The following is a 25,367-nucleotide window of genomic DNA, read 5'->3' as shown; positions in this document are numbered from 1 at the left end:
ATTTAAAGAAATAAATAGGGGAATTGCTTCCTTAACTATTTTTTCACTTTTTGAATGAGTATGATAAAAAAAAGCCTGCTTTTACACAGGCTTATTCTTGTTTTTTATAAACGATTTAAAGCAATCATTTTCAAGGCAGTGACCGCGGCCTCTACGCCTTTATTTCCCATATCGCCCTCACTTCTAGCGAGAGATTGTTCGATTGTATTATCTGTAAGTACACAGAAAATAACGGGAATATCTGCTATTAAATTTAAGTCTTTAATTCCGTGTGTAACGCCTTCACAAACAAATTCAAAGTGCATGGTTTCTCCTTTAATCACGCAGCCGATAACAATCACGGCATCCAAATCTTCGAAGCGCTCTATCATTCGCTTTGCGCCGAAAATCAACTCAAAGCTTCCTGGAACATCCCAACGAATCAATCCGTCTTGGGGTAAACCGCAATCTAAAAATGTTTTTTTCGCCCCTTCAAACAAGCCTTCAGTAATCGTGTCATTCCAATTGGATACCACAATTCCGACTTTCATATCCGATGCGGAAGGTAATGTAGTTTTATCGTATGCCGATAAATTTTTATTTGCTGTTGCCATATTATTGAGCAAGACCGATTAAAGACTCTACCAACGTTGCTTCCATTGCTGTTGAGTAGTTGTTCTTAACCTCATTAAACAATTTCAAAGCATCTGCTTTTTTACCGTCTTCTAACGCAGCTATTCCTGCTTTGTATAAAAATCTTGGTGTAGTGAAATCGTTTTTGTTGTGGGCTGCTGCTTTTTGGTAGTACTCAAAAGCATCCGCATGTTGTCCTAATTCAGAGAAAGCATCTCCAATAGCACCCAATGCAGAAGCACCGATGATCGCCTCAGAGCTAACCACTTTATATTGTTCTAATTGCTCAATTGCTTTTTTGAACTCCCCTTGGTTTAGGTAAGTTGTTCCTGCATAGTAGTGTGCTAAATTAGCTGATGCAGTTCCTTTGTAGTTTTCTATGATTCCCAAAAATCCTAATTTCCCTTCTCCACCGTTTAAGGCTAAGTTCAATAGGTTTTGTTTTTCTGTTTCGTTAGCGAATGCGTCATTGTAATACGATTGTGCCTGGAACATCTCATTTGCTGCTTCGTCATTTTTAGGCTCAACCACAAACTTATTATATCCAACATAACCAATAGTAACTAAAGCAATAGCTCCAACAATACCAAAAATTGCTTTTTGATTTCTCGCTACCCAACCTTCCATTCTATTTGCTCCTTGATCTAAGGAATTAAATACCTCTGCCGTAGTACTGTTAGAAGTATCAACTGAACTATACTGATCAAATTCGTTATCTACCGTTTCGCCTTCCGGTTTAGGAGCTTTATAACCTCTTTTATTATAAGTTGCCATGTATAAAAAGTTTAATGAAAGGCAAAAATATGATTTTTATTGTAATATAAAAGTGCTTACTATTAATATTTTTGATAATTTGCAACCAAATTAAACAATACTATCACTCACTCGTTAAAAATACCTATATTCCCGTGTATTTAAAAAAAATAGATCTTCTAAATTTTAAAAATATTGAAGATAAATCTTTTGAATTTAATGCTAAAATCAACTGTTTTATTGGATTAAATGGCGTTGGTAAGACAAATATTTTAGATTCGATCTACTATATTGCTTATGGGCGTAGTTATTTTAATCCCATTGCAGTTCAAAATATCAAACATGGCGCCGATTTCTTCGTCATTGATGGGATGTTTGAAAAGAACGGACAAAGTGAGCATATTTTGTGTAGCTTGAAAAAAGGACAGAAAAAAATCCTCAAGCGAAACAACAAAAACTACGAGCGCTTTTCGGATCACTTTGGCTTTATTCCCTTGGTGATTATTTCTCCATCTGACAGCGATTTGATTATCGAAGGAAGTGAAACAAGACGCAAGTTTTTAGATAGTGTTATTTCCCAAATGAACAGCAATTATTTGCAATTGCTCATCCAACATCAAAAATTAATTACCCAACGCAACGCCTTGTTAAAGAGTTTTGTATCGAACAACTACTTTGATCGCGATACGCTTGGGATTTACAACGAACAAATTGAGGCGATTGCACAACCGATTTACGAAATTCGTCGCGACTTTCTGCAAGCGTTTATTCCTGTTTTTAACCAGTATCACCAATTGATCACAGGCAATAAAGACGATGTAAACCTGGTGTATGAATCCCAACTGGAACATCACAGTATGCGTGAGCTATTTGATCAAAATCTTCAAAGAGATCGCGCCTTACAATATACCTCAGTCGGCATTCACAAAGATGACCTTGTCTTTTTACTCAAGGATAGTCCGATTAAGAAATTTGGTTCACAAGGCCAGCAAAAATCATTTTTAATCGCCTTAAAGCTAGCCCAATTTGAGTTTTTAAAGAAACAACACGGCATCGCGCCAATCTTGTTATTTGACGATATTTTCGACAAATTAGATGAACTTCGCGTTCGCCAAATATTAGAACTAGTAAATCTGGATACTTTTGGGCAAATGTTTATAACCGATACCCACTTGGATCGAACGGAATCCCTTTTAAATTCAATTAACCAAGACTTTAAAATCTTTACTGTAGAATAACACAAACGGAGTACAATTACAATACGCTATGATTCAAGAAAATATTTCGCTAAAACCCTATAATACGTTTGGCATTGATGTGCTGGCAAAACGCTTTACCCAAATCAATTCTATTGAAGCCCTCAAACAACTGATACAATCGACGCCCAATCAGGAGTATTTTGTTTTGAGTGGTGGTAGCAATATGCTGTTAACCCAAGACATCGAAGCTTTAGTGATCAAACTCAATCTCAAGGGAATTACAATCGTCGAAGAGAAGGAGGATTTTGTTGTAGTAGAGGCATGTGCAAGTGAGGTTTGGCACGATTTTGTACAATGGACCCTAGCTAGGGATTTTGGAGGATTAGAAAATCTATCGCTCATTCCAGGGCACGTAGGGACGACACCTATTCAAAATATTGGCGCTTATGGCGTTGAAATCAAAGACAGCATGGTTAGCTGTAAAGCACTGAATATAAAAACCTTAGAAATAGAAGAATTCACTAATGCCGCTTGTCAATTCGACTACAGAGAGAGTATCTTTAAAAAAGAGGCAAAAGATCAATACATCATCATTGCTGCAACCTATAAACTCACAAAGAAGAATCATATGCTACGCACCAATTACGGGGCAATAGCAAAGGAATTAGAACTGATGGGGGTTACAACACCAACTATTCAGGACATCAGCCATGCCGTTATTGGCATTCGCAGCAGTAAATTGCCGAATCCTGCTGAATTGGGAAATAGTGGAAGTTTCTTTAAAAACCCTATTATTAGCAATGAGCTGTTTGAACGCTTACAGGCCAAATACCCTACGATGCCCTCCTATCCGGTAAACGAAGCCTTCACCAAGGTTCCTGCAGGTTGGCTAATTGAGACAATTGGGTATAAAGGTTATCGCATTGGCGATGCTGGCGTACACAGCAAGCAAGCCCTTGTACTTGTCAACTACGGCAAAGCCCAAGGCATTGAACTTAAAAAACTTGCCGAAACCATTCAGAATGAAGTATTTAACATTTTTAATATTCATTTAGAAGCTGAAGTGAATATCTTTTAGATGTATTGCACAAAAAAGCGATTATTGGTACCTTTGCTCCTCGTTAAAATTGTATATCTCCTATGCTAACCATCTTATTTTACATACTGATAGGTATTCTTTTATTCCATGCGTTATATTTTGTTGTACTATACAGCAATATCGCCTTTAATGGAGCACTAAAAAGCAGGCCTACACAACAAGACCTTCCCGTTTCTGTTGTGGTGTACATTAAGGACAATGAGGCTGAATTACCCCAGTTTCTCGACTGTTTACTTGCTCAGGAGTATGCTACCTTCGAAATTGTCTTAGTCAACAATGCCTCCGAAGATGAGAGTTTAGAACTCTTAGAGCAATTTGTCGCTCAACATCGCTTTGCCAAGTTAGTCAACGTAGAGAATAACGAAGCCTTTTGGGGGAATAAAAAATATGCATTGACCTTGGGAATCAAAATGACTTCCTTTGAAAACTTACTTTTTACAGAACCTACTGTTCTTCCCAACTCACCGCATTGGATCGTGAGTATGACTTCGCTTTTCACCACCAAAAAACAAGTGGTGATTGCGCATACAACCCTTGTTAAAAAGAAAAAAAGCTTGAGTAATAAATACGCGAGATTCCAGTACTTTTTAAAATCCCTCCACAACTTTGTGTGGGTCGAAGTAGGAAAACCCTTGTACGGCAATAGCTATAACCAAGCCTATAAAAAAAGTTTGTTTTTCAAGGTAAATGGATTTATCAAAGAAATGAAAATTTCTCAAGGAGAGGAACAAGAATTCATCAGGCAAATTGCCACAAAATCCAATACAGCAATTACTATTGCACCTGAAAGTATGAATACCTTGGCAGAGAAAAGCTCTTGGCGCAATGCTTTTAAAATTCAAAAAAAATCCGATTTACTACTAAAGAGAACCTCTATTTTCAATCAGTTAAAACTGCGTTTTTACCACTTTAGCCTTTTGGTTTTCTATGTTTTATTAGCCTTTCTTTTACTACATCTCTACCAATGGGAAATACTAGTGGGTATCTTTGTGATTCGACATTTAATCACTACCTTCTACTTTGCAAAATTGTTGAAGAATTTCAATGAGAAAGATTTGGTTTGGGTATTTCCATTTTTTGAAATAATCCACATACTATCTGGCCATTATTTTGCGTTTAAACACTTTATCACTCGTAAGAAAATTTGAAAACAAGCGCAACACATCAAAGTATAGCAGCGGCAAAACAAGGAGATCAATCTGCATTCACCTCCTTGTTAAATCAATATTGGTCTGAAGTGTATCATTTCATTCTAAAACAATCTGCCAATGAAACCGACGCAGAAGATATCACGATTGAAACCTTTTCTAAGGCTTTTAGTAGCATTGAATCTTATGACGATTCCTTCGCTTTTAATACGTGGTTACTGACCATTGCCAGAAACACCCATATCGACCTAATCCGAAAAAGAAAAAATGTACATTTTGTAGACATTAGCGATGAAAATCAACAGTACAACAATATTATAGACGATTCTGACACCATTGAAGATGAATTAATTCGAGAGCAAAATTTAGAGATTTTCAAGAATTACATCCGCCTTCTTAAACCCCATTATCAAGAGGTTATTGAATTGAGATTCTTTCAAGAACTGTCGTATAATGAAATTGCCCAAATACTAAACGAACCACTGAACAACGTCAAAATTAAAATTATGCGAGCAAAAAAATTACTCGCAGAAATTATTTTGAAGTCAATCGATCAGAATTTCACAATCTAAATTCCCCTAAGCGATTTTTCCACATCTCGAGTAACAGAGAGACAAGATTGCCTCCTATTTTTTCTTTGACCTAACTTACTAGGTCTAGGTTCACACGCCTATACTGCCCTACCACTCAAACTACTACCTTTTATTTTATTGTTTCATTTTTCACTAAATCCTGATAAATATCAATATACAAGACAAAAATGTCTTTTATATTTAGTATATGAAAATGAACAATAAAAGTGCTGATTATGAATAGAAAATCACAACATTTAAAAAGGAACCTCGGGGCTATAGTACTGCTTCTAAGTTCACTACTTTTGGGTAGTTGCTCTCCAAAAGAGTCGAAGGTCATTAAAAATGCAGATTGGGCAGAGCGCATAGTTGCTCATGGTGAAAATGAGGCAGAATTAACAGCTCCACCATATGTACCCAAACCAGTAGGAAAACGTGCAGCAACAAAATTGAATGTCAGTTTAGAGATAGTAGAACAAGAAGGTGAAATGGTAGACGGCGTGACCTATATGTATTGGACGTTTGGCGGAACAGTGCCAGGTAGTTTCATTCGCACACGTGTAGGAGATGAAGTAGAATTTACCTTAAAAAATCACCCAGACAACAAGCTTCCCCACAACATTGATCTGCATGCAGTTACAGGTCCTGGAGGTGGAGCGGCCTCATCGCTTGTTGCACCAGGACATGAGGTTACCTTTTCATTTAAAACCCTTCATCCAGGTCTTTATGTATACCATTGCGCTACAGCACCAGTGGGAATGCACATTGCCAATGGTATGTATGGCCTTATTTTAGTAGAACCTGAAGGAGGACTAACCCCTGTGGACAGAGAATATTACATAATGCAAGGGGATTTTTACACTAAGGGGAACTATGGTGAAAAAGGACTTCAACCGTTTGACATGAACAAAGCAATTAAAGAACAAGCGGATTACGTAGTATTTAATGGCCATGTAAACGGTTTAGTCAACGAAAATGCTATTACTGCTAAAGTTGGGGAAACGGTGCGTTTATTCGTTGGAAACGGAGGTCCTAATCTCGTTAGTTCCTTCCACCTAATTGGGGAAATTTTCGATCGCGTACAGGTTGAAGGTGGCGATTTAGTCAATGAAAACGTGCAAACCACTCTTATTCCTGCCGGTGGTGCCGCAATTGTCGAGTTCAAAGTCAATACACCAGGTACCTTTGTTTTAGTGGATCACTCAATTTTCAGAGCCTTTAACAAAGGGGCTTTAGGCATGCTAAAGGTTGAAGGAGAGGAAAACCAAAAAGTATTTGCTGGAAAAATTAAAGAGGGAATCTACCTTCCCGAAGGAGGAACGATTCAAACCATGCCAACAGCAAGTCAGAAGAAAGAGGTAATCGAAAATAAAACACTTGCTCAACAAATGGCTGATGGAAAAAGTATCTTCACGCGTACTTGCTTTGCCTGCCATCAATCTGAAGGACAAGGAATTGAAGGGATTTTTCCTCCGCTGGCCAAATCGGACTATTTAAATGCAGATGTAGATCGAGCGATCAAAACAGTTATTAATGGTTTAGAAGGAGAAATAACAGTAAACAAGGTAAAATACAATTCCATCATGACGAGTCAAAACTTAAGCGATCAAGAAATTGCGGATGTATTGACCTATGTCTACAACAGTTGGGGCAATAATAAAACCGTTGTATCTACCCAAATGGTTCAAAAAAACAGATAATATGTTTCAAACAAACCGCATCACTTATTGGGTTACTCTGCTGTGCATTTTTCACTTTTCGTGGGGGATCGCACAGCAAACAACCCCAATGCAAACCATACGCAGCGGTACGTTTGTACCCCTATATGGCAGTACAGAAGAAGGCTATGTACAGCTTTCCTCTTTTCAATTGGATGCGCATGCGGTTACGAATGCGCAATACTTGGAATTTTTGAATAAAAACCCAGGGTATCGTCGTTCGCAAATCAAGGCATTATTTGCCAACAAGAGTTACCTCTCACACTGGAAAGGAGACCTTAACTATGGTGATTTGCGCTCAGACGCTCCAGTGACAAACGTCTCGTGGTTTGCAGCAAAAAAATACTGTGAATGTCAAGGCAAGCGACTACCTACTTTAGACGAATGGGAATACGTAACCATGGCAGACGCACAACAACTCGATGCAAGAGAAAAAGAAGCCTATAACCAATATATTCTCGCTTGGTATGAAACCCCAAGAACCTACCTCAATGCAGTAGAAAGCACACCAAAAAACTATTGGGGAATTTATGATATGCACGGGTTAATTTGGGAATGGGTCTACGATTACAATGCCATATTTTTGTCAGGCGAAAGTCGAAAAGACAAAGGTAATGACGAAAATTTATTCTGTGGCAGTGCCTCGATCAACGCTACGGATTTAATGGACTATGCCGCTTTTATGCGCTATGGTTTTCGCTCAAGCTTGCGTGCCAATTTCACCACTGTCAATTTGGGCTTTCGCTGCGCCAAAAACCTCTAAAATACAAGTTTATGAAAAAGATAGCACTATCACTTCTCACTTCTTTTGTTCTACTATTGACCGGCTGTAAAGAAGTAAAAAAGGCAGAAGAAATCACTAGATCAAATGAACAAACAACAGTTACCACAGAACTATCTGACTTATCGGTATACAATCTCCCGTCTACTTGGACTACCCAAGAGGGTCGTGAAATTGAACTCAAGGATCTGCAAGGAAATGTAATAGTCATGGTGATGATTTATACCTCGTGTAAAGCGGCTTGTCCGCGATTGGTTGCCGATATGCGCCATATTGAAACAAGAGTTACAGGAGCAAACAAAAACCGCCTAAAATACGTTTTGGTGAGTATTGATCCTGAAGTAGATACGCCTGAACGATTAAAAGCCTTTGCCAAAGAAAATAAAATGGACGGAGATCAATGGCTTTTCCTGCGCTCTACAGAAGAAAATACAAGAGAATTTGCCGCTACACTTGCCGTTAATTACAAGAAGATCTCCCCTATCGATTTTTCACATTCCAATATCATCAGCGTATTTAATACAAAAGGCGAATTGGAATATCAACAAGAAGGACTAGGCATCGACTACGCTCCTACTGTTAAAGCAATTGAGCATCAACTCGCCTTAATTCCCTAAAAAAGCAACTAGTTACTTTGGAAAAACACTTTTTTATTCGGCTATATTAACCGATAAAAATCAATAGTTTACGGTTTACAGTTAACTGTAAACCGTATTTTTATTTTGATTTATTTTTACTTGCAACCCAAAAAATACAAACAAAACTTATTCCAGCAAACCCAAGCATGACTAAAGGCAAATAATGCATTCCATAGTCTGCTATCACCTTTCCACCCACAAAGGTTCCTAATGCAATACCTAAATTTCCAAGAGAGGTTGAGAGACTACTTCCCAATTCAAAAGGAATTGAAGTTGTACGTTGTAAAAAAGCAGTGACCTGAAGAAAAACAGGAGTATAGAACAAACTCCAAAGAACGATTAAACTGCTAGTAAAAAACAGGTTACTCCCAGATACGTATAGCAATATAGCTATACACCCTGCGCCAATAACATAAAAGGCATTACTAAACACAACCCCTTTGTTCAGTATTTTACCCCCTATAACCATGGCTACTACCCCAACTACACCAAAAAGTAGAATCATACTACTTACTTCATAACCGGACATCCCCTTTTCTTTATTGAGGTAATCAGCAAAGTAGCTATAAACGCTAAACCACATCGCAATAACAAATAAATTGACAAGTGCACTTCGCATGAATGAGGCTTGTTTCAGGCTTCCCCATATCCCGACAGGGAGTGTTGTACGGTTTCCTGCCACAGGAGGTAATACAAAATAAATCACTATAAACGCAAGCGCACTAATTAGCGTTTGAATGACAAAAACTGCTTGCAACCCCACTAGGTTGGTCCAATACGTAGCTAAAGGTATCGTCGTAAAAGAAGCAATTGTAATTCCACTAAAGACGATACTCATTCGATTACTTGCCTCTTCTTTAGGGCTGGTATTTACAGCTACGGCCAATGCATTGGCGATATACACGGGTTGAAGTAAAGCAGGGATCAATCGCAATAGCATGAGGATTCCAAAAGAAGGCAACAATATAGATAAGAAACTGGTACTAGTGAAAAGTGCAAGAGCGATTAGCATCATTTTCTTTTTATCTATTTGAGCGGTAAGCATAGTCATAAAAGGACCAAAAAAGGCGATAACCAATGCAAAACCACTCAATAACCAACTTGCTTGATCAATTGAAATTTGATAATGACTTGCAATATGTGGTAATACTCCAATAACACCAAATTCGGTGGTAATAATACTCCATAAACCTAGAGCTCCTGCGTAAGCATATTTTTTCATAAAAAATAATCGTTATACTTTTGTAGACAAGGCATTTTATATTTTGGTTGCCTTGAATTGAATGTGGACAAAAATAAAACGAGTAAGGATTGGAAACTAACCAAACCTCTATTGTGAGTAACTAACAAATTTGTAAGTCATGGCAAAGAGAAAAGAAAATTCAACCAATAGTATCAATAGAGATTTTATAACCGCGAATTGCGATGCCATTTATACGATTTGTAAAATAGGTGGTCGATGGAAAATGATGATATTATTCCATCTAGCGGAATACAAAGTATTGCGATTTAGCGAATTAAAAGAAAAGCTTCACGGGATCACGGATCGCATGCTAGCGCTTCAATTAAAAGAGCTAGAAGCAGACCAGCTCATTCATAGACAAGTATTTGCTGAAGTGCCTCCGCGTGTAGAATACAGTTTGACTTCTATCGCGTTAGATTTGCTTCCAATATGGCCTGCGTTAGAACAATGGGGAGCGAAACATCGAGCGTATCAAAGTAAAATAAAGTAAGGATTTAGACCATTCCTCCATATCGCACGAAACTTCCCAAAATCAACATCGCCAAACTAATGAGTGTGACAGCAATCATGTGAAAAGCCATTAACGGCAATTTGCTTATGCTGGTTTTCAAACGAGGTAGCACATAAAATTGTGCACTAAGTGCGAGTAAAACAATAGCGAACAATAGGCTCAATTTGAGTGAAATTACGCGTTCAATAGGTGTTTCAAAGGCAAACCATTGCGCTATTTTCACATTGTAGAGATACGCCATTCGCACACCAGTAATCAACATCACGAGCAATGCAGGCATGCCAATCCACTCATACCGACTTTCAAAGTTAAACAGTTTTTCTACCGATTTCTCCTTCCATACTTGAGGTAAAATAACGGTACAAAGCAGAATATGTCCTCCTACCCAGATTGTAGCTCCAACCAAATGGAGTATCAATAAAAGATGTAACTCACTCATAGTTTGATTTTTACTATACGAATATAAAACAGCTATTCAACTTTTCCTATTAGTCTTTTCAGAAAACAAGAGAGGTCAACTCCTCTTTTCTCTTTCCTCTTTTCTCCATCAACCCCTCCTGTTTTAGTCAAAAGAATTAATTCATTTTTTGTTCTAGTATCACTGCACTTGGAAATAAGATATTGTTCTCTAAGTGGATATGCTTGTGAAGATCTTCTTCAAATTCTTTGAGCATGGCAAATGTCACTTTATATGTATTACACGCATCTGCAGGAGGGGTGTAATTATTTGACAAGGCGGCTATTTTACGGAATCGCTCTCCTTCGTTATCGTGTTCGTGCATCATCATCTCCACGGGGTGCTCGACCGTGCCAAAATGAGGAGCTTCAATTGCTTGTCCAGTAATCGTTGCAGTGACCATTTTTCGCACAAAGGGAAATAACACTAGCTCCTCTTTTTTCAAATGTTGACTAAGTTCTTGTGCACATCCCGTAAACAGTTCATTTATTTCAAAGAGCTCCGGATGTCTTTCACCGTGTACTTTGCTTAGCTTATTCAAAAACTGTAGCAATACTGGAATTTTTTCTTCCACATAGCGGTGATGCGTTTTTTCGATATAGTCAGCCAATAAATCCAAAGGCCAATGTCTAAAGTCGATATTATTTTCGGTTTGTTGATTCAAAACGCCTTCTAACTCACTGAGTAGTTCCTCCGGGTTTACTGTCTTCTTTTCACATACTTCATCCAGGGTTCGCCCCCCTTTACAGCAAAAATCAATTCCGTATTTGTTGAAAACTGCTGCTGTTCTAAAATCTTCTGCTACAAATGAGCCAATTGTTCTATTTTTCATGGTTATTTTTTTTAAGTGTTAATTTGAATACAAATAAGACGATGGCAAAAATTCCAATGGTAAAGATTACATCGCCAATAGTTCTCAACCATTTAAGGGTATTCATGGCAGGTAATTGCATCAATTCACTTGAACGCGCATACCACATTCCGTGTTCAATACTCGCTATGGCTTGCCAAATACCGATTGGTAAAAGACTCAACAACGCCATGAGGAGTAAACCGATATTCAGTCCCCAAAAGCCTATTTTTAATAATTTTTCATTCCATTGTACCTGTCTGTACATACTTCGCAAAACAAAGAGCATCAAGCCAATTCCCAGCATCCCATATACCCCAAATAAGGCCGTATGTCCGTGCAGTGGTGTTGTATTTAATCCTTGAACATAATACAGCGCAATCGGAGGATTGATGATAAACCCAAATACACCTGCACCTAAGAAATTCCAAAAAGCCACGGCTATCATAAAGTAAATCGGCCATTTGTAATCTTGCAGCCATCCTTGCTGTTTCGACAGCTTGTAATTCTCGTAGGCTTCATAACCAATTAGGGTTAATGGAACAACTTCTAAGGCGCTAAAAGTCGCTCCTAAAGCCATGACTGCAGTTGGCGTTCCAGAGAAGTACAAGTGGTGAAAGGTTCCTATAATTCCGCCTGACATAAAGACAATGGTAGAGAATAACGCCCCATTTGTTGCCGTCTTGGTTTTTATCAATCCCATGCGCACAAATAAAAATGCCAAAACCACCGTTGCAAATACCTCAAAGAATCCTTCTACCCATAAGTGAACCACCCACCATCTCCAGTATTCTGCAATAGCTAAATTAGTCTGTCTTCCCCACATCAAACCTGCTCCATAGAACAAGGCTATCGCTCCACATGAAATTAAAAAGAGGATGATTAGGTTGCGATGACTGCCTTTTTCCTTTAAAACAGGCACTAAAGGACGAATCATTAATGCCAACCATACAAAGAGTCCAACGAAGAGAAATAGTTGCCAAAAACGCCCTAAATCAACGTATTCATATCCTTGGTGACCGAACCAGAAGTTTTGTACTAAATCTAACTTTTGCATAATACCGAACCACTGTCCAATCATTGATCCCAAAACAATAATCAGCAAGGCAAAAAACAAAAAGTCAACACCAAAGACTTGATATTTTGGATCCCTACCTCCAACGGCAGGGGCAATGTAAAGTCCTGTCCCCAACCAAGCTGTGGCAATCCAAAAGATAGCCAACTGGGTGTGCCAAGTACGCGTTACAGCATACGGCAGCATTTGATCTAGTGGAATACCATATAGTCCTTGTCCTTCTACACCATAATGTGCTGTAATAATTCCCAAACCTACTTGGAGGAACATCAACAAACACACTACCCAGAAATACTTTTTCAATCGGGTCATACTCTTTGTTGTCGTTCCATTGGAAACAGGATCTGCAACAGGTACTAGTTCTTCTTCCTCTTTCTTAGATGCTACGTGGTAATACACCAACATACCTACTGCAAAAATGAGCAGAATAATACTAACGCCAGACCAAGCTAATAAAGGTGTTGTTGCCTTGTTGCCTACCAATTCATCCGCAGGCCAATTGTGTGTATAGCTGATATTGTGATCAGGTCTGTTGGTAACTGTTGCCCAAGTTGCCCAAAAGAAAAACGCACTCATTTGCTTTAATCGAGTTGTATCTTTAATTGCGTTGTTAGGGATAGCATAATCCTTGCGCAACTGATCAAAGGCAGGATCGTCAGTAAACAACTTGCCGTAATAGTCTTGGAGATACAAGCGCGCTTGATTTCGCTCTGCTGTAATCGTTAATACTCCTGTAGTTTTATCATATGTATTGTTGCGAATCATGCGCTGCAATTGCACTTGTAGTGCTGCTTGCTCTTCTGGACTCGCTGAGGCATAAGGCTTACTATAGGTTTGATTCGCATAGAAATCCAACAAAAACAAGGCTTCGCGATGCAGGTAATCCGCCGTCCAGTCGGGTGCAACATAAGCTCCGTGTCCCCAAACAGACCCCACTTCTTGTCCTCCTATACTTTGCCAAACGTTTTGACCATCGCGAATATCGCTTTCAACCAAAACTACTTGCCCATCTGCTGTTTTAACTTCTACTGGTATGGGAGGCGCTTCTTGATAGAGTTCAAACCCGTAGTATCCAAGAACCCCAAAGGAGAATAGCATTACTACCGTAAAGGCTATCCACAATTTTTTTTGACTTGTATTCATTAGCTTAAAATAGAGGACAAAAATGTCTTTTATGTTGTTATAAAAAAAGGGAATCTTCCTTCCCGTCATACGTTCAAATCTTTAAAAGAGCCATGCCAACTTGCTTCCCTGGATGAACTCTTTTAAGGTTGTTATTTCTCCTATAGGTTGCCATTCACACTGAATTGCTTTGAATATAGAAGAAATGGAACTCAGCTGTTTTTCAGCACAGTGAACCAAGCCTAAACCACAGCCTTGCTCGATAGAAGCTTCATCCACGACATGGACTACTACACCTAGCTTCAACTTAACTACTACAAATATACATTATATTTTTATAATAGAAGACATAAATGTCTTTTAATTGATAATAAAAAAAAGCGACAAGTATTTGACCTACTTATCGCTTTCGTATGATTTATGATTGCTTCGCTATCTCAAAACAAGTGAGACAATTAATTCTCTTTTTAATTCTTCGTTGAGCATTTTGATAATTTTATCCTTTCCATACCCAAGTTCATCGCGAACAATAGAAGAAGATAGCTTGACGTAGAGCGTGTTCTTTTTAAACGCCAAATCCTGGGTATAAGAAGCAATACCAGGTCCTAACACAACTTTCCAAGCATCGAAAACATCAAATTCATTTAGTCCATGGTCTAGGTTGTTTTCCGTTCTAAAAAGCTGTAATAAATCAGCCATTCCTTTGCCTTCTCTTACCCGAGGGGTTACTTTATTGCGTTGATAAGGATTGTATTTACTCACTTCTATTCTTTGATTTGAATCGGATTAGCTCTTTTATAAAAGTACTTAATTTTTGTTTCGTTTTCCATCACCATCTTATCTTCTGTGACAGACAACACTTGTTCTTCCCAAGTGGAAAATTCGGTTTTATACGCCAACCAAATCCCATTATCTTTTTGTTTTACGACAAAAGTTTCAGGCACATCATTAGTCAAAAACTCTCCGTTAAATTGTGGCGTAACTTTGTAGCGCACTCCTGTTTGATCTTCTTTTAATTCGAAGTAATCAATAGTTGTGTTAATGGAGTAATCTTTTTCAGTGCCGTCTGGCAGTTGTGCTTTTTCAATTTCCCAATACCCGTTGATATGGGCTTGGATGGACTTCACATCTGCTTTTGATTGACAAGCTTGAAACACGACAACCAAGAGTAGACTTGCTATAATTTTAATACTGCGCATCCTATAGATTATTTAAAAAACGAATCGACAAATTCGTATTTATTGAATACTTGTAAATCTTCAATTCCTTCTCCTACCCCAATATAGCGAACAGGGATTTTAAACTCGTCAGAGATACCGATAACTACACCGCCTTTTGCTGTTCCGTCTAATTTAGTCACAGCTAAAGAAGTTACTTCTGTTGCTGCGGTAAACTGTCTGGCTTGTTCAAATGCATTTTGACCAGTGGATCCATCGAGCACTAACATCACATCGTGTGGTGCATCAGGAATCACTTTTTGCATCACGCGTTTCACTTTAGAAAGCTCATTCATTAAATTCACTTTATTGTGCAAACGACCTGCCGTATCAATAATCACAACATCGGCATTTTGTGTAACGGCAGATTGCAAGGTATCAAATGCTACAGAAGCGGGATCGCTTCCCATTTGCTGACGAACAATTGGCACACCAACGCGATCGGCCCACACTTGCAATTGGTCAATAGCAGCAGCTCTAAAAGTATCAGCCGCTCCTAATACCACCTGTAATCCAGCTTTTTTAAATTGATAGGCCAATTTTCCAATAGTCGTTGTTTTACCAGCACCATTTACTCCTACCACCATGATTACATAGGGCTTTTTATCTTTGGGAATTTCAAATTCGGTCGATTCACCTAAAGTTGTTTCAGACAACAACCCGGCGATTTCTTCTCTCAAAATTTGATTTAATTCATCCGTTCCAACGTATTTATCACGAGTAACTCTTGCTTCAATGCGCTCGATAATTTTCAGCGTTGTATTCACCCCTACATCAGAGGATACTAACACTTCTTCTAGGTTATCTAAAACATCGTCATCAACTTTGGATTTACCAGCTACTGCTTTGGTTAATTTAGAGAAAAAAGACGTTTTAGATTTTTCTAATCCCTTATCTAAAGTTTCCTTTTTTTCTGAAGAAAAAATTCTTTTAAAAAAACTCATAACGTTCCTATTAGTTTGTACAAATATAAAGAATAAAAGTATATCATCTTATAGCAGTCGGCTATAACTTGAAAGGTATAAAAATGAAAAAAGCTACCTAATAAGGCAGCTTTTTTTCAAGATATCTAATGGTAAATTACTTTTTACTCAAGAATTCATCTACAAAATCAGGAGCCATAACAGACTCAACAAATGTGTAAGCACCTGTTTTTGGAGATCTAACCATTTTAATTGCTTTAGTCAACTTCTTAGAAGATGTTCTTAAAGTAGCTACGGTTTTCTTTGCCATGACTTAATTATTTAATTTCTTTATGAATTGTTACTTTTTTCATGATAGGGTTGAATTTTTTAATTTCCAATCTATCAGGTGTGTTTTTCTTGTTCTTAGTTGTGATGTATCTTGAAGTACCTGGTAAACCAGATGCTTTATGTTCAGTACACTCTAAGATTACTTGGATTCTATTACCTTTCTTTGCCATCGTTTTCCTTGTTTTTTATGGTCGAATTATTTTACTAATCCTTTTACTCTTGCTTCTTTCAAAACAGCAGTAATCCCTTTCTTATTAATTGTTTTTAATGCAGTGGTAGACAATTTTAATGTTACCCATCTGTCTTCTTCAGCAATGTAAAAACGTTTTTTAATTAAGTTTACAGAAAACTTTCTTTTAGTTTTATTCATCGCGTGAGAGACGTTGTTTCCAACCATTGCTCTCTTTCCAGTAATTTCACAAACTCTTGACATTATATCTAATCTTTTATTTCAATATTCAAAATCAGGGTGCAAAGTAAAGAAAAAGAATTTTATTAAACAAAATCTTTCTACTATTTTTTTAATATTTCGTTATAAACCAACTCCAAAGCGCGGCTAATAGCGCGTTCAATTACTTGATCTCTAGGTTGACCTAATTCATACTTTACTGCAAAAGTGCCGTGTTTAGAGGTAATCCCCACATATACAGTACCCACTGCCACCTGAGAATCGCCTTTAGAAGGCCCAGCATTTCCTGTTGTAGCCACGGCAATATCCGCTTTAAACTTTTCACGGGCTCGTTCAGCCATCTCACAAGCGACTTGCTCACTGACGACACTATAAGCCTCAATAGTTTCTTTTTTAACCCCTAGAAGATCAATCTTCGATTGGGTTGCATACGTCACCACTCCTCCTTTAAAAAAGGCAGAGGCGCCTTCTTTTTCACTAAATAACGTGGCCAATCGCCCACCTGTACAACTCTCTGCACAAGCGATTGTTTTGCCTGCTGTTTTTAATTTTTCAATCACTACTTCCGATCGACTCAAATCGTCATAGGCGCGAATCTGTGCTTTGACATTCGCAGGTATGGCGGCAATAAGTTGATCCAACTTCGCTTCGATGCTTGCTTTATCCGTTCCCGAAGACGACAGACGCAAACGCACCCTGCCTCTACTCGGCAGATAAGCCAACTGCACCTCAGCGGGTAATCCGTCTTCCCAATCGCTTAGGTATTCCGCCAACAAGCTCTCACCTATGCCATAAACCACCACCGTTTTATGAACGTTAAAGCGCAAAGTAAACTTTTCCTTTAACACAGGTGTCAATGCATCAGAAACGATTCCCTTCATTTCAAAGGGAACACCAGGTAGGGAGACATAGTGTGTTTTCCCTTTTTGCATCATCATACCCGGCGCGGTTCCCAATGGGTTAAACAATACCGTTGCCTTAGACGGCACTAGAGCTTGCTTGCGATTCAGCTCGGAGATAGGGCGTTTAAAATACCCCTCAATCAACGTCTTTACATGGGCAAACACATGAGCATCCTCCACTAATACATCTTCGAAATAGCTACAAAACACTTGTTTAGTCAAGTCGTCTTTTGTCGGACCTAATCCACCAGTTATCACCACCAAATCCACGCGATCTTGCTGGCGTTGCATCGCTTCTTTTATCGCGTGTTCTCTATCTGAAACCGATAGCATCTCCACGATCTCAAATCCCAACTTATCGAGATAATCCGCTAGATAATTTGAATTGGTATCGACAATCTGTCCGATCAAAATTTCATCGCCAATGGTCAGGATACTCGCCTTCATTCAACTGTTATTTGATAGTCTTTCTTTATTTCTTTGGCTGCAGAGCGAAGGCGCTTTCGCAGCAATTTGTAAACCTCTTTGATCTCTTTGGTCTTTCCTTTTTGCTCCAACCACTCCTGCACCGTATTGAATTCTTCATACGCTTGATCCATGCCTAAGGTTTCCATTATCGGCTGTAAGACTTTTACGTGTTTTTGAAGTTTTTCATAATTTTTTGCATCAATGTGCTTTTTCATTTTATCCAATCGCTTCGTCATCTGTTGCACATAGTCAATCAGTTCTTCCACCACAAGCTCTTCCTTGTTGTGGTGTTTGTCGTATAGCGATCTCACATCATAAAAAAGTGCCATAACCAGTTATTTTACGATTAAATCAAATACTTTTTCATCTCCTAAAAAGCCTTCTAAGCTATCTCCAGGAGCTACACGTCCCACACCTGCAGGTGTACCTGTAAAGATCAAATCTCCCGTTTTCAGGGTGAAATACTTCGATATTTCTGCGATTAGCTCATCAATTTTCCAGATCATTTGATCCGTCGTTGCTTGTTGCACCACTGTTCCATTTTGCTTCAATGAAAAAGCCAGCTGATCTAAAGAACCCAGGGTTTCTTTCGCTATAAAATCACCTACAAAAGCAGAATTGTCAAAGGCTTTTGCCTTTTCCCAAGGCAGTCCTTTTTCTTTTAATTTGCTTTGCAAATCGCGAGCAGTAAAATCAATTCCCACCGACACTTGTTCGTAGTACTTCGAAGCAAATTTCGCATTGATATACTTCCCTACTTTAGTAATTTTCACAACTACTTCAGCTTCAAAGTGAATATCCTGTGAAAATTCGGGAATTACAAAGGGAAATTCTTTTCCCAAAAGAGCAGTATCGGGTTTGATAAATAAAACCGGTTCATCTGGCCTTTCATTATTGAGCTCCGCAATGTGTTCTACATAATTTCTACCCACACAGATAATTTTCATACTACTTCTCTTTTATAATTTAGTATTGAGTTTTCTCAACTTAAGGGCTGTCAGCACTTTTTTGGTATACAAGGGGAAATCTGCATTTTGAATCCAACCGTAATACCCAGGCTCATTTTCCAATACTTCATCCACCAAAACCCCTTTGTGTTTTCCGAAGGTAAATACTTCTTGACCTTCGTCATTTAACGCGATAAAACCAGCAAAATCAACGCTTTTCTTTCTCGTTGTAAATTCAGATAAAAAGCGCATATCATTTTCTAAATCGTCATAGCGATCCAACTGTGCCTTCAATATTTCGTAGGTGGCATGCGTATCTGCTGCGGCTGAATGTGCGTTTTCTAGGCTTTCATTGCAGTAAAACTTATAGGCAGCACTTAAGGTGCGTTCTTCTTTTTTGTGAAAAATCGTCTGAATATCCACTGTTACGCGGTTGCCCAAATCAAAATCAACGCCTGCGCGCAACAATTCTTCTGCCAGTAAAGGAATATCAAAGCGATCGGAATTAAATCCGGCTAAGTCGGCGTCTTTAATCATTTGATAAACCAAGGGAGCCAGTTCTTTAAAAGTGGGTTCATTCGCTACTTTATCGTCTGTAATTCCGTGAATCTTAGAAGAAGCCTCAGGTATTGGACGCTCAGGATTGACTAACCACGTTTTGCTTTCCTTATTTCCATTGGGAAATACTTTTAGAATAGCGATTTCTACGATTCTATCTCTTGCCACATCTATTCCTGTTGTTTCTAAATCAAAAAAACAAATAGGTCTATGTAATTTCAACTCCATAATTCTTGGTTTATTTATCTACAAATATAACAAATGTATAAGTTAAGCCAATACATTTTACCCCGTTAACTTTTCAGTCATTCGCCTATAGGATGCGCAACTGACTCAGTGAGAGGGATAATCCACACAGCTATAAATTAGGAGAGCTGCTCTTTTCAGAGCAGCTCCTATGAAATTTTGCAGGCAAACGCCCTTGGCAAAAATCTTATTCAAAGGGTGATTTTTTTACATCTGCGGGAATATCACTAGACAAACTTCCTAAAAAAACAGTAATATCGTCCAGTTGTTCTTGCGTTAAGGTTATATTGGTTTGTAGACTAGCCATAATGCGGACAGCTTCTTTTAAGTCTTGGACTGAACCATCGTGAAAATACGGAGCGGTATGGGCGATATTTCGCAGTCCAGGCACTTTAAAGAAATAATTTTCTGCTTCTTTTTTACTAAGATCAGCCAATCCTTTATCGACTTTTTCAGATTTTGTTTCCCTCCAATAATCGCCATAGAGTCCGAATTTTTGGAACATTTGTCCACCCAAAGCCACACCGCTGTGACAGGTAGTACACCCCACTGTCATAAACGCTTCTAATCCCTTTTGTTCTTGTTCGGTTAGCGCATCAGTATCGCGCTCTAAGAATTGGTCAAACCGACTCGCCGGCATCAATGTGCGCTCAAAAGCGCCAATTGCATTGGTAATCGTATAAAACGTAATCGGTTGTTTTTCTCCAGGATAGACAGCTGCGAATTTTTCTTTGTACAAGTCTACTTGACGCAGTCGTTGTTCTAATTCCTCTTCATTTTTGATGTTGTGTTCTACGGGATTTAAGATAGGACCTCCAGCTTGTTCTTCTACGTCTTTTGCACGTCCATCCCAAAACTGCATGCTGTGCAGTGCAGCGTGAAACACTGTAGGCGAGTTACGTCCTCCTAAAGAACCGTCATCTCCCGGTGAAAAAGCAAGGTTATCAACCCCATAAGTATTCAAATTATGACAGGAATTACAACTGATATTTCCCTCTTTAGACAAACGCGTGTCAAAGTACAAATACTTTCCTAGTTCAACCTTAGCCGAATCCAATGCTGGCAATTCAACTGAAGAAATAGGTTGAAAAAACGTTTGTGCTTTTGTTAGCAACTCAGCATTCCCCTTTTGAACATATTCGAATGCTTTAGACTGATCCTTCTTACATCCAACAAAAGATGCTACTAAGGCAATTAATACAAGTCTTTTTATCATAATTCACACTACTTTTTATTCTAGTATTAAATTACGCTTAAAATTTTTCTTAAAGCCTGATAAATATCACGTCAATTAGGAAAATTATTTTGAAAAATTATCATCGTTTCAACCACAAAAGCAAACACTTTCGAACCAAAAAGCACTCAAAAACAAATTTTACATAAAAAATATTTTGTTTTATTAAACTTTTATCTTATTTTGGTCTTATTGAATCACACCAATTTTACTTATGAAAAAGCTATTTATCCTTACCCTACTAGCCTTGGCACCTCTTGTACAGAGTTGTCAAACTACTGAAACGATAGTTTCTTCACCTTATACCTTGGACAAAAGTAAAACCAAAGTTTTTACAGCAAAGACATTTATGTTTAAAAACTATTATTTTACCTATAAAGACGGGAAGGCAACATTGGTGTATCAACAAGACAGCAGACTTACTGGAGGCTCGCAAACGCCTATTTTCCTTACGTTAAAAGAAGACCAAACCTCAAAAAGAAACCAGCTATTTGTAGATTCTTCTGGGCAAATTTCAGTAAAAGTCATCAATAATAATCAAGTGAAGTTGCGTTTAGATAAAGCAACCTATACGCTATACACGGAGAATTACTTAGAAGATGTACACCCTGACACAGAAAAAATATTAGCAGACGTAGTCAATTGGAGAAAAGACAATTATTAAATTAACACTACAATACAAAAAAGGACAACGGGCGTTGTCCTTTTTTTATTTGCTATTTTCAACAAAAAAAGGTTCTCAACCTTGTCGAGAACCTTTTCTTTTTATTCGTTAGAAAAAATACGGTTTAGTCCAACTCTTCTTTTTGATGAAAATCTGCATAATTAACGACTTCGTCGTAATTATCGTTCGCATACTCGTTTTCATTTTCACCTGAATCGAAAAGAACAACATTTAATCGTTTAAACAACAAACCTAACATTTGTTTTTGTCCTTCTGCATCAAGATCAAATTTCATTTTTACCAAATGCTCTTTGAATGGCGTACTTTTCTCTTTGTCAATACAAAGCATGGTCAATTCAAAATCTTGAATTCCCTGTAGAGAAACCCCTACTACTTTAAAACGCTCTTGATCTACATCGAAGTACTCCCCAATACTGCTGATGTAATTACCTTTGTTAACTGCAATCATATCTGATATGTCTGCAGCTACAGTACCTTTAAAATCATTATACTGTACTTTTGCTTTCATAAACAACAAATTTTAATTTTTTTTCTACAGTGAATTTAAGAAATATTACTATGTTTAGAAAATATAACTCTATTTTTGCAATACCATCAACTTTATAACAATCATAGTAAAATTAAACAAAATATTTTATTAAATTAAACAAGATAATATATTAACATAAAGACAAACAACACATAACATCAAAAAATTAACATGAAAAATACCTCAAATTGCAGGAAATAATTCAAAACTTTAAGACTAAACTCAATAATTAGAAAATTTTGAATAACAAACATTCACTTTTCAAAGGCTAAATTATAGAATATAAAGGCTAAACGTAGAGAAGTAGCGCATTATTGGGGGAGAATTATGAGGGTTAAGTCAAGTTTACCTGCTTCAAAAAAAAAGGAAAGACATGGTCTTTCCTTTTTTTTTCTCTTTTTCTATAGCAATCGAACAACTGCTTGTACTCTTTTTCATAGCTAATAATACGCATACTTGCTGTTGTTCTATTAGTAAGACAACTGTCACAGACAAAAGTCACTATTTTTAAGCATTATTTAACACATTGCTTCTCCACGTACGAACAAATTCAACGTATCAGGAGACAAAAATGGGATATTTAACCCCAACCCTCGGATAATAAATAGCATACCAATCAACACAATTACAACGGGATAGTATTTCATCACGTTACGTCTGAAGCGTTCTGAGAACAGGTTTTTAAAATAAATGACCAAACTCATCAAAGGAATCGTTCCCAGTCCGAAAAAAGCCATATACGCCATACCGAGAAAAACATCCTGTGTAGCTAGTGCGCCAAACAAGGCGACATACACCATTCCACACGGTAAAAACCCATTGAAGAAACCGATAAAAAACAAGGCATTCGGCGATTTCTTTTTGAATTGTTTTCCCAAGGAAGATTTAATCCAGTTCACAAAGCGATACATCGGTTTTAACAGGTTAAAGTTTCCGATGCGATTGGTGGGAACAAGAGCTAAGACGATCATAATAATTCCCACAACGATAGACAATTGTTGTTGAAATCCAGCTAAAAATAACCCTTTGCCAAATAAACCAAAGACGAAGCCTAATAAAGAATAGGCAGCTATTCTTCCTATGTGATAGGTGAACATCTGCCTAATTTTTACTACTTGATTGTTTTGGCTAATTGGCAACATCAAGGCAATCGGTCCGCACATTCCAATGCAGTGCAGACTGCTCACTAAGCCAAATATAAGTGCCGAAATCAAAGTCTCTACTTAATCGTTATTTGTTTAACATTTCTATACGACTGATCGTTATAGTTCCATTCCACCACAATATCCCAACGACCGTCTACCAGATTTGTGTTAGGTATGAGCAAATTGGAAGAAGACAATGATATGAGAGTATCAAAGTCTAATTGCTGGTTAGACGGTCTGTATAGGAATATTTTTCCATGTATCTTGTTGTAGTCAAAACTTTCAGGGAATCCGATTTTGATTCCGCTTGAAGTACTGTAGATTGTAATTTGTTCATCGAGTTTCAGTGCATTCATCTCTCTCTCACGACGTGAATCCACCTCAACCTCTTGTTGGTAATAGTTTTCTGTTACCAATTGATTATCGTATTTCGCATCAACTTGAACGCGAATGACATACTGTAAAATGAAAATCATAAAAAGCGCGATGGCAATTACGATTCCTGTTCCAAAATTAAATTTCATACCTAACTATTTTTAATTTTTAATTCAACATTCGCGGACCTAAAAAGTTTGTTTTCGTTGTTTGAATCAAACGATCCCCGTCGTATACATCAATAGTAACTTTAGTACTATATCCATCCAAATCTTTTTGTGGAATTTCGATAAATAGCACACCTTCACTATAGGCTTCTTTTGCTACTTTAATTTCGTCATGTCCAACCAATTTAACTTCTGCTGTTTCTGGTTTTCTCACCTTAAAAGTAAGGTTGTTATACTCCTTCATGGTTTTGTTCATAATTTTGAAGGTATACACATTGGAGATATTCGCTCCTTTGTGTTCAAACGTTTTACCAGCAACGCGCAATACCCTTGCTTCTACGTCGGTTCTCAAGAATAGGAGTCCGATAAGTACGGCTATTAAAATAGACAATACAACGGTATATCCTTTTTGGCGTGGTGTAAAAGAATACGGTTTATTCTCTACGATTTCTTCTTCAGAGGCATAGCGAATCAACCCTTTTGGGAGACCTGCTTTTTCCATCACGAAATCACATTCATCAATACAAGCGGTACAGTTGACACATTCTAGCTGGGTTCCATTTCGGATATCAATTCCTGTAGGGCAAACGTTCACACATTGTTTACAGTCAATACAGTCTCCAATTCCCTCTGCTTCTCTATCTTCGCCTTTTTTAAATTTTCCTCTTCCTTTTGTGCGTTCTCCACGGACGTGGTCATAAGCAACAATAATGGATTTATTATCTAACAGCACGCCTTGTAATCGTCCGTAAGGACAAGCGATTACACATACTTGTTCTCTAAACCAAGTAAAGACAAAGTAGAAGGCAGAAGTAAAGATGATCAGTCCAATAAAATTGCCCAAATGAGCAAAAGGACCGTCTTCAATCATTAGCAATACAGCATCACTTCCTATGATATAGGATAAGAATACGTTAGCGATAAGGAATGAAATGACGAAGAAAATGAACCACTTCAAGAGTCTTTTGCGTATTTTCTCTGAGTTCCACGGTTGCTTATCTAACCTCATTTGCGCGCCTCTATCGCCGTCAATCCAATATTCGATTCGCCTGAAAACCATCTCCATAAAAATAGTTTGCGGGCAGATCCAACCGCAGAAAATACGACCAAATGAAACCGTAAATAACGTTACAAAAACAACACCAATAATCATTGAAATTACCACCAAATAGAAGTCTTGTGGCCAAAATGGGAAGCTAAAAATGTTGAACTTTCGATCAATTACATTAAAGAGCAACAATTGGTTTCCATTAATTTTGATGAAGGGTGCTACAAGTAAAAAAACCAGCAATAAATAACTTACTATTTTTCGCTTGTTGTAATATGGCCCAGACGGCTTTTTAGGATAAATCCATGCCCTTTTACCATCTTTGTCAATGGTACTTATAGAGTCTCTAAAACTCTCATTATTTCCATTTTCCATAGCCTTGTGTGTTTTTAGAAAAGGAGTTGAG

General features: G+C 37.8%; 31 protein-coding genes. 9 read left to right on the top strand and 22 right to left on the bottom strand.

All coding sequences use genetic code 11. The annotated features are described in order from the left end of the window. Positions 1 to 104: 104 nt before the first annotated feature. Positions 105 to 593, bottom strand: coding sequence for a 6,7-dimethyl-8-ribityllumazine synthase (ribH, locus tag H4K35_RS02315; protein WP_182625760.1), 489 nt, complete (start codon positions 591 to 593; stop codon positions 105 to 107). 1 nt (position 594) lies between these two features. Next, positions 595 to 1,386, bottom strand: coding sequence for a tetratricopeptide repeat protein (locus tag H4K35_RS02310; RefSeq protein ID WP_182625759.1), 792 nt, complete (start codon positions 1,384 to 1,386; stop codon positions 595 to 597). Between the two features lie 134 nt (positions 1,387 to 1,520). On the opposite strand from H4K35_RS02310, the gene H4K35_RS02305 reads away from it, so the two are divergent. From H4K35_RS02305 to H4K35_RS02275, 7 genes are all read left to right on the top strand, one after another. Continuing rightward, complete coding sequence (locus H4K35_RS02305) at positions 1,521 to 2,603, top strand: DNA replication/repair protein RecF (protein ID WP_182625805.1); 1,083 nt, start codon at positions 1,521 to 1,523, stop codon at positions 2,601 to 2,603. A gap of 28 nt (positions 2,604 to 2,631) precedes the next feature. Further along, positions 2,632 to 3,642, top strand: coding sequence for a UDP-N-acetylmuramate dehydrogenase (gene murB, locus H4K35_RS02300; protein ID WP_182625758.1), 1,011 nt, complete (start codon positions 2,632 to 2,634; stop codon positions 3,640 to 3,642). Between the two features lie 62 nt (positions 3,643 to 3,704). After that, positions 3,705 to 4,811, top strand: coding sequence for a glycosyltransferase (locus H4K35_RS02295; RefSeq protein ID WP_182625757.1), 1,107 nt, complete (start codon positions 3,705 to 3,707; stop codon positions 4,809 to 4,811). Next, the gene (locus H4K35_RS02290) at positions 4,808 to 5,383 is read left to right on the top strand and encodes an RNA polymerase sigma factor (protein ID WP_182625756.1); all 576 of its coding nucleotides are present in this window, start codon (positions 4,808 to 4,810) and stop codon (positions 5,381 to 5,383) included. The genes H4K35_RS02295 and H4K35_RS02290 overlap by 4 nt, the downstream gene beginning before the upstream one ends. Before the next feature lie 236 nt (positions 5,384 to 5,619). Continuing rightward, positions 5,620 to 7,083 carry a copper-containing nitrite reductase gene (nirK, locus tag H4K35_RS02285; RefSeq protein WP_182625755.1) on the top strand — a complete coding sequence of 488 codons (1,464 nt, stop codon included), beginning with the start codon at positions 5,620 to 5,622 and terminating at the stop codon, positions 7,081 to 7,083. 1 nt (position 7,084) lies between these two features. Beyond that, positions 7,085 to 7,864: a formylglycine-generating enzyme family protein gene (locus tag H4K35_RS02280; protein WP_182625754.1), complete on the top strand. Its 780-nt coding sequence runs from the start codon at positions 7,085 to 7,087 to the stop codon at positions 7,862 to 7,864. Positions 7,865 to 7,875: 11 nt separating this feature from the next. Then, positions 7,876 to 8,499 carry an SCO family protein gene (locus tag H4K35_RS02275; protein ID WP_182625753.1) on the top strand — a complete coding sequence of 208 codons (624 nt, stop codon included), beginning with the start codon at positions 7,876 to 7,878 and terminating at the stop codon, positions 8,497 to 8,499. Positions 8,500 to 8,599: 100 nt separating this feature from the next. Here the strand turns inward: H4K35_RS02275 and H4K35_RS02270 are convergent, their stop codons facing one another. Continuing rightward, positions 8,600 to 9,742: an MFS transporter gene (locus H4K35_RS02270; protein ID WP_182625752.1), complete on the bottom strand. Its 1,143-nt coding sequence runs from the start codon at positions 9,740 to 9,742 to the stop codon at positions 8,600 to 8,602. Positions 9,743 to 9,881: 139 nt separating this feature from the next. On the opposite strand from H4K35_RS02270, the gene H4K35_RS02265 reads away from it, so the two are divergent. Beyond that, a complete protein-coding gene (locus H4K35_RS02265) occupies positions 9,882 to 10,253 on the top strand; it encodes a helix-turn-helix domain-containing protein (protein WP_182625751.1) in 372 nt (123 codons plus the stop codon). Positions 10,254 to 10,257: 4 nt separating this feature from the next. Here the strand turns inward: H4K35_RS02265 and H4K35_RS02260 are convergent, their stop codons facing one another. From H4K35_RS02260 to H4K35_RS02190, 15 genes are all read right to left on the bottom strand, one after another. Beyond that, positions 10,258 to 10,713, bottom strand: a complete 456-nt coding sequence (locus tag H4K35_RS02260; RefSeq protein WP_182625750.1) for a CopD family protein — start codon at positions 10,711 to 10,713, stop codon at positions 10,258 to 10,260. 136 nt (positions 10,714 to 10,849) lie between these two features. Next, on the bottom strand, positions 10,850 to 11,563 hold the full coding sequence (ric, locus tag H4K35_RS02255) for an iron-sulfur cluster repair di-iron protein (protein ID WP_182625749.1): 714 nt from the start codon (positions 11,561 to 11,563) through the stop codon (positions 10,850 to 10,852). After that, positions 11,553 to 13,799: a nitric-oxide reductase large subunit gene (locus tag H4K35_RS02250; RefSeq protein WP_182625748.1), complete on the bottom strand. Its 2,247-nt coding sequence runs from the start codon at positions 13,797 to 13,799 to the stop codon at positions 11,553 to 11,555. The genes ric and H4K35_RS02250 overlap by 11 nt, the downstream gene beginning before the upstream one ends. Positions 13,800 to 13,880: 81 nt before the next feature. Then, a complete protein-coding gene (locus H4K35_RS02245; RefSeq protein ID WP_182625747.1) occupies positions 13,881 to 14,084 on the bottom strand; it encodes a hypothetical protein in 204 nt (67 codons plus the stop codon). A 126-nt stretch (positions 14,085 to 14,210) separates the two neighbouring features. Further along, positions 14,211 to 14,540 carry a DUF721 domain-containing protein gene (locus H4K35_RS02240; RefSeq protein WP_182625746.1) on the bottom strand — a complete coding sequence of 110 codons (330 nt, stop codon included), beginning with the start codon at positions 14,538 to 14,540 and terminating at the stop codon, positions 14,211 to 14,213. Between the two features lie 2 nt (positions 14,541 to 14,542). After that, positions 14,543 to 14,977 (bottom strand): lipocalin family protein, encoded by a 435-nt coding sequence (locus tag H4K35_RS02235; protein WP_182625745.1) that lies wholly within the window; start codon positions 14,975 to 14,977, stop codon positions 14,543 to 14,545. 8 nt (positions 14,978 to 14,985) lie between these two features. After that, positions 14,986 to 15,939, bottom strand: a complete 954-nt coding sequence (gene ftsY / locus H4K35_RS02230) for a signal recognition particle-docking protein FtsY (protein WP_182625744.1) — start codon at positions 15,937 to 15,939, stop codon at positions 14,986 to 14,988. A gap of 136 nt (positions 15,940 to 16,075) precedes the next feature. Continuing rightward, the gene (locus H4K35_RS02225; RefSeq protein WP_002990306.1) at positions 16,076 to 16,228 is read right to left on the bottom strand and encodes a DUF4295 domain-containing protein; all 153 of its coding nucleotides are present in this window, start codon (positions 16,226 to 16,228) and stop codon (positions 16,076 to 16,078) included. Between the two features lie 7 nt (positions 16,229 to 16,235). Next, positions 16,236 to 16,418 (bottom strand): 50S ribosomal protein L33, encoded by a 183-nt coding sequence (gene rpmG / locus H4K35_RS02220; protein ID WP_002990305.1) that lies wholly within the window; start codon positions 16,416 to 16,418, stop codon positions 16,236 to 16,238. Between the two features lie 26 nt (positions 16,419 to 16,444). Continuing rightward, positions 16,445 to 16,681 (bottom strand): 50S ribosomal protein L28, encoded by a 237-nt coding sequence (gene rpmB, locus H4K35_RS02215; RefSeq protein WP_002990304.1) that lies wholly within the window; start codon positions 16,679 to 16,681, stop codon positions 16,445 to 16,447. 80 nt (positions 16,682 to 16,761) lie between these two features. Beyond that, on the bottom strand, positions 16,762 to 18,006 hold the full coding sequence (locus tag H4K35_RS02210; RefSeq protein ID WP_182625743.1) for a competence/damage-inducible protein A: 1,245 nt from the start codon (positions 18,004 to 18,006) through the stop codon (positions 16,762 to 16,764). Beyond that, positions 18,003 to 18,356 (bottom strand): hypothetical protein, encoded by a 354-nt coding sequence (locus tag H4K35_RS02205; protein ID WP_182625742.1) that lies wholly within the window; start codon positions 18,354 to 18,356, stop codon positions 18,003 to 18,005. The genes H4K35_RS02210 and H4K35_RS02205 overlap by 4 nt, the downstream gene beginning before the upstream one ends. Positions 18,357 to 18,362: 6 nt before the next feature. Further along, on the bottom strand, positions 18,363 to 18,974 hold the full coding sequence (locus H4K35_RS02200; protein WP_182625741.1) for a fumarylacetoacetate hydrolase family protein: 612 nt from the start codon (positions 18,972 to 18,974) through the stop codon (positions 18,363 to 18,365). Positions 18,975 to 18,986: 12 nt separating this feature from the next. Continuing rightward, entirely contained in the window at positions 18,987 to 19,760 is a 774-nt protein-coding gene (locus H4K35_RS02195; RefSeq protein WP_182625740.1) for a 3'-5' exonuclease, read from the bottom strand. A 205-nt stretch (positions 19,761 to 19,965) separates the two neighbouring features. After that, on the bottom strand, positions 19,966 to 20,994 hold the full coding sequence (locus H4K35_RS02190; RefSeq protein WP_182625739.1) for a cytochrome-c peroxidase: 1,029 nt from the start codon (positions 20,992 to 20,994) through the stop codon (positions 19,966 to 19,968). 232 nt (positions 20,995 to 21,226) lie between these two features. Between H4K35_RS02190 and H4K35_RS02185 the strand changes: the two genes are divergently transcribed. After that, complete coding sequence (locus H4K35_RS02185; RefSeq protein WP_182625738.1) at positions 21,227 to 21,676, top strand: hypothetical protein; 450 nt, start codon at positions 21,227 to 21,229, stop codon at positions 21,674 to 21,676. Between the two features lie 124 nt (positions 21,677 to 21,800). Here H4K35_RS02185 and H4K35_RS02180 read toward each other — a convergent pair whose 3' ends face one another. The 4 genes from H4K35_RS02180 to ccoG form a co-directional block, all read right to left on the bottom strand. Then, on the bottom strand, positions 21,801 to 22,205 hold the full coding sequence (locus H4K35_RS02180) for a hypothetical protein (protein WP_182625737.1): 405 nt from the start codon (positions 22,203 to 22,205) through the stop codon (positions 21,801 to 21,803). A gap of 539 nt (positions 22,206 to 22,744) precedes the next feature. Further along, positions 22,745 to 23,440, bottom strand: coding sequence for a sulfite exporter TauE/SafE family protein (locus H4K35_RS02175; protein WP_182625736.1), 696 nt, complete (start codon positions 23,438 to 23,440; stop codon positions 22,745 to 22,747). Positions 23,441 to 23,445: 5 nt separating this feature from the next. After that, positions 23,446 to 23,895 carry a FixH family protein gene (locus tag H4K35_RS02170; protein ID WP_182625735.1) on the bottom strand — a complete coding sequence of 150 codons (450 nt, stop codon included), beginning with the start codon at positions 23,893 to 23,895 and terminating at the stop codon, positions 23,446 to 23,448. A gap of 19 nt (positions 23,896 to 23,914) precedes the next feature. Continuing rightward, positions 23,915 to 25,336, bottom strand: coding sequence for a cytochrome c oxidase accessory protein CcoG (gene ccoG, locus H4K35_RS02165; protein WP_182625734.1), 1,422 nt, complete (start codon positions 25,334 to 25,336; stop codon positions 23,915 to 23,917). Positions 25,337 to 25,367 lie beyond the last annotated feature (31 nt).

This window comes from Myroides sp. NP-2 (genome assembly GCF_014145665.1).
Taxonomy (GTDB): Bacteria; Bacteroidota; Bacteroidia; order Flavobacteriales; family Flavobacteriaceae; genus Flavobacterium.
The sequence above is the reverse complement of the archived record's forward strand: the minus strand, read 5'-3'. Positions and strand labels throughout refer to the sequence as shown.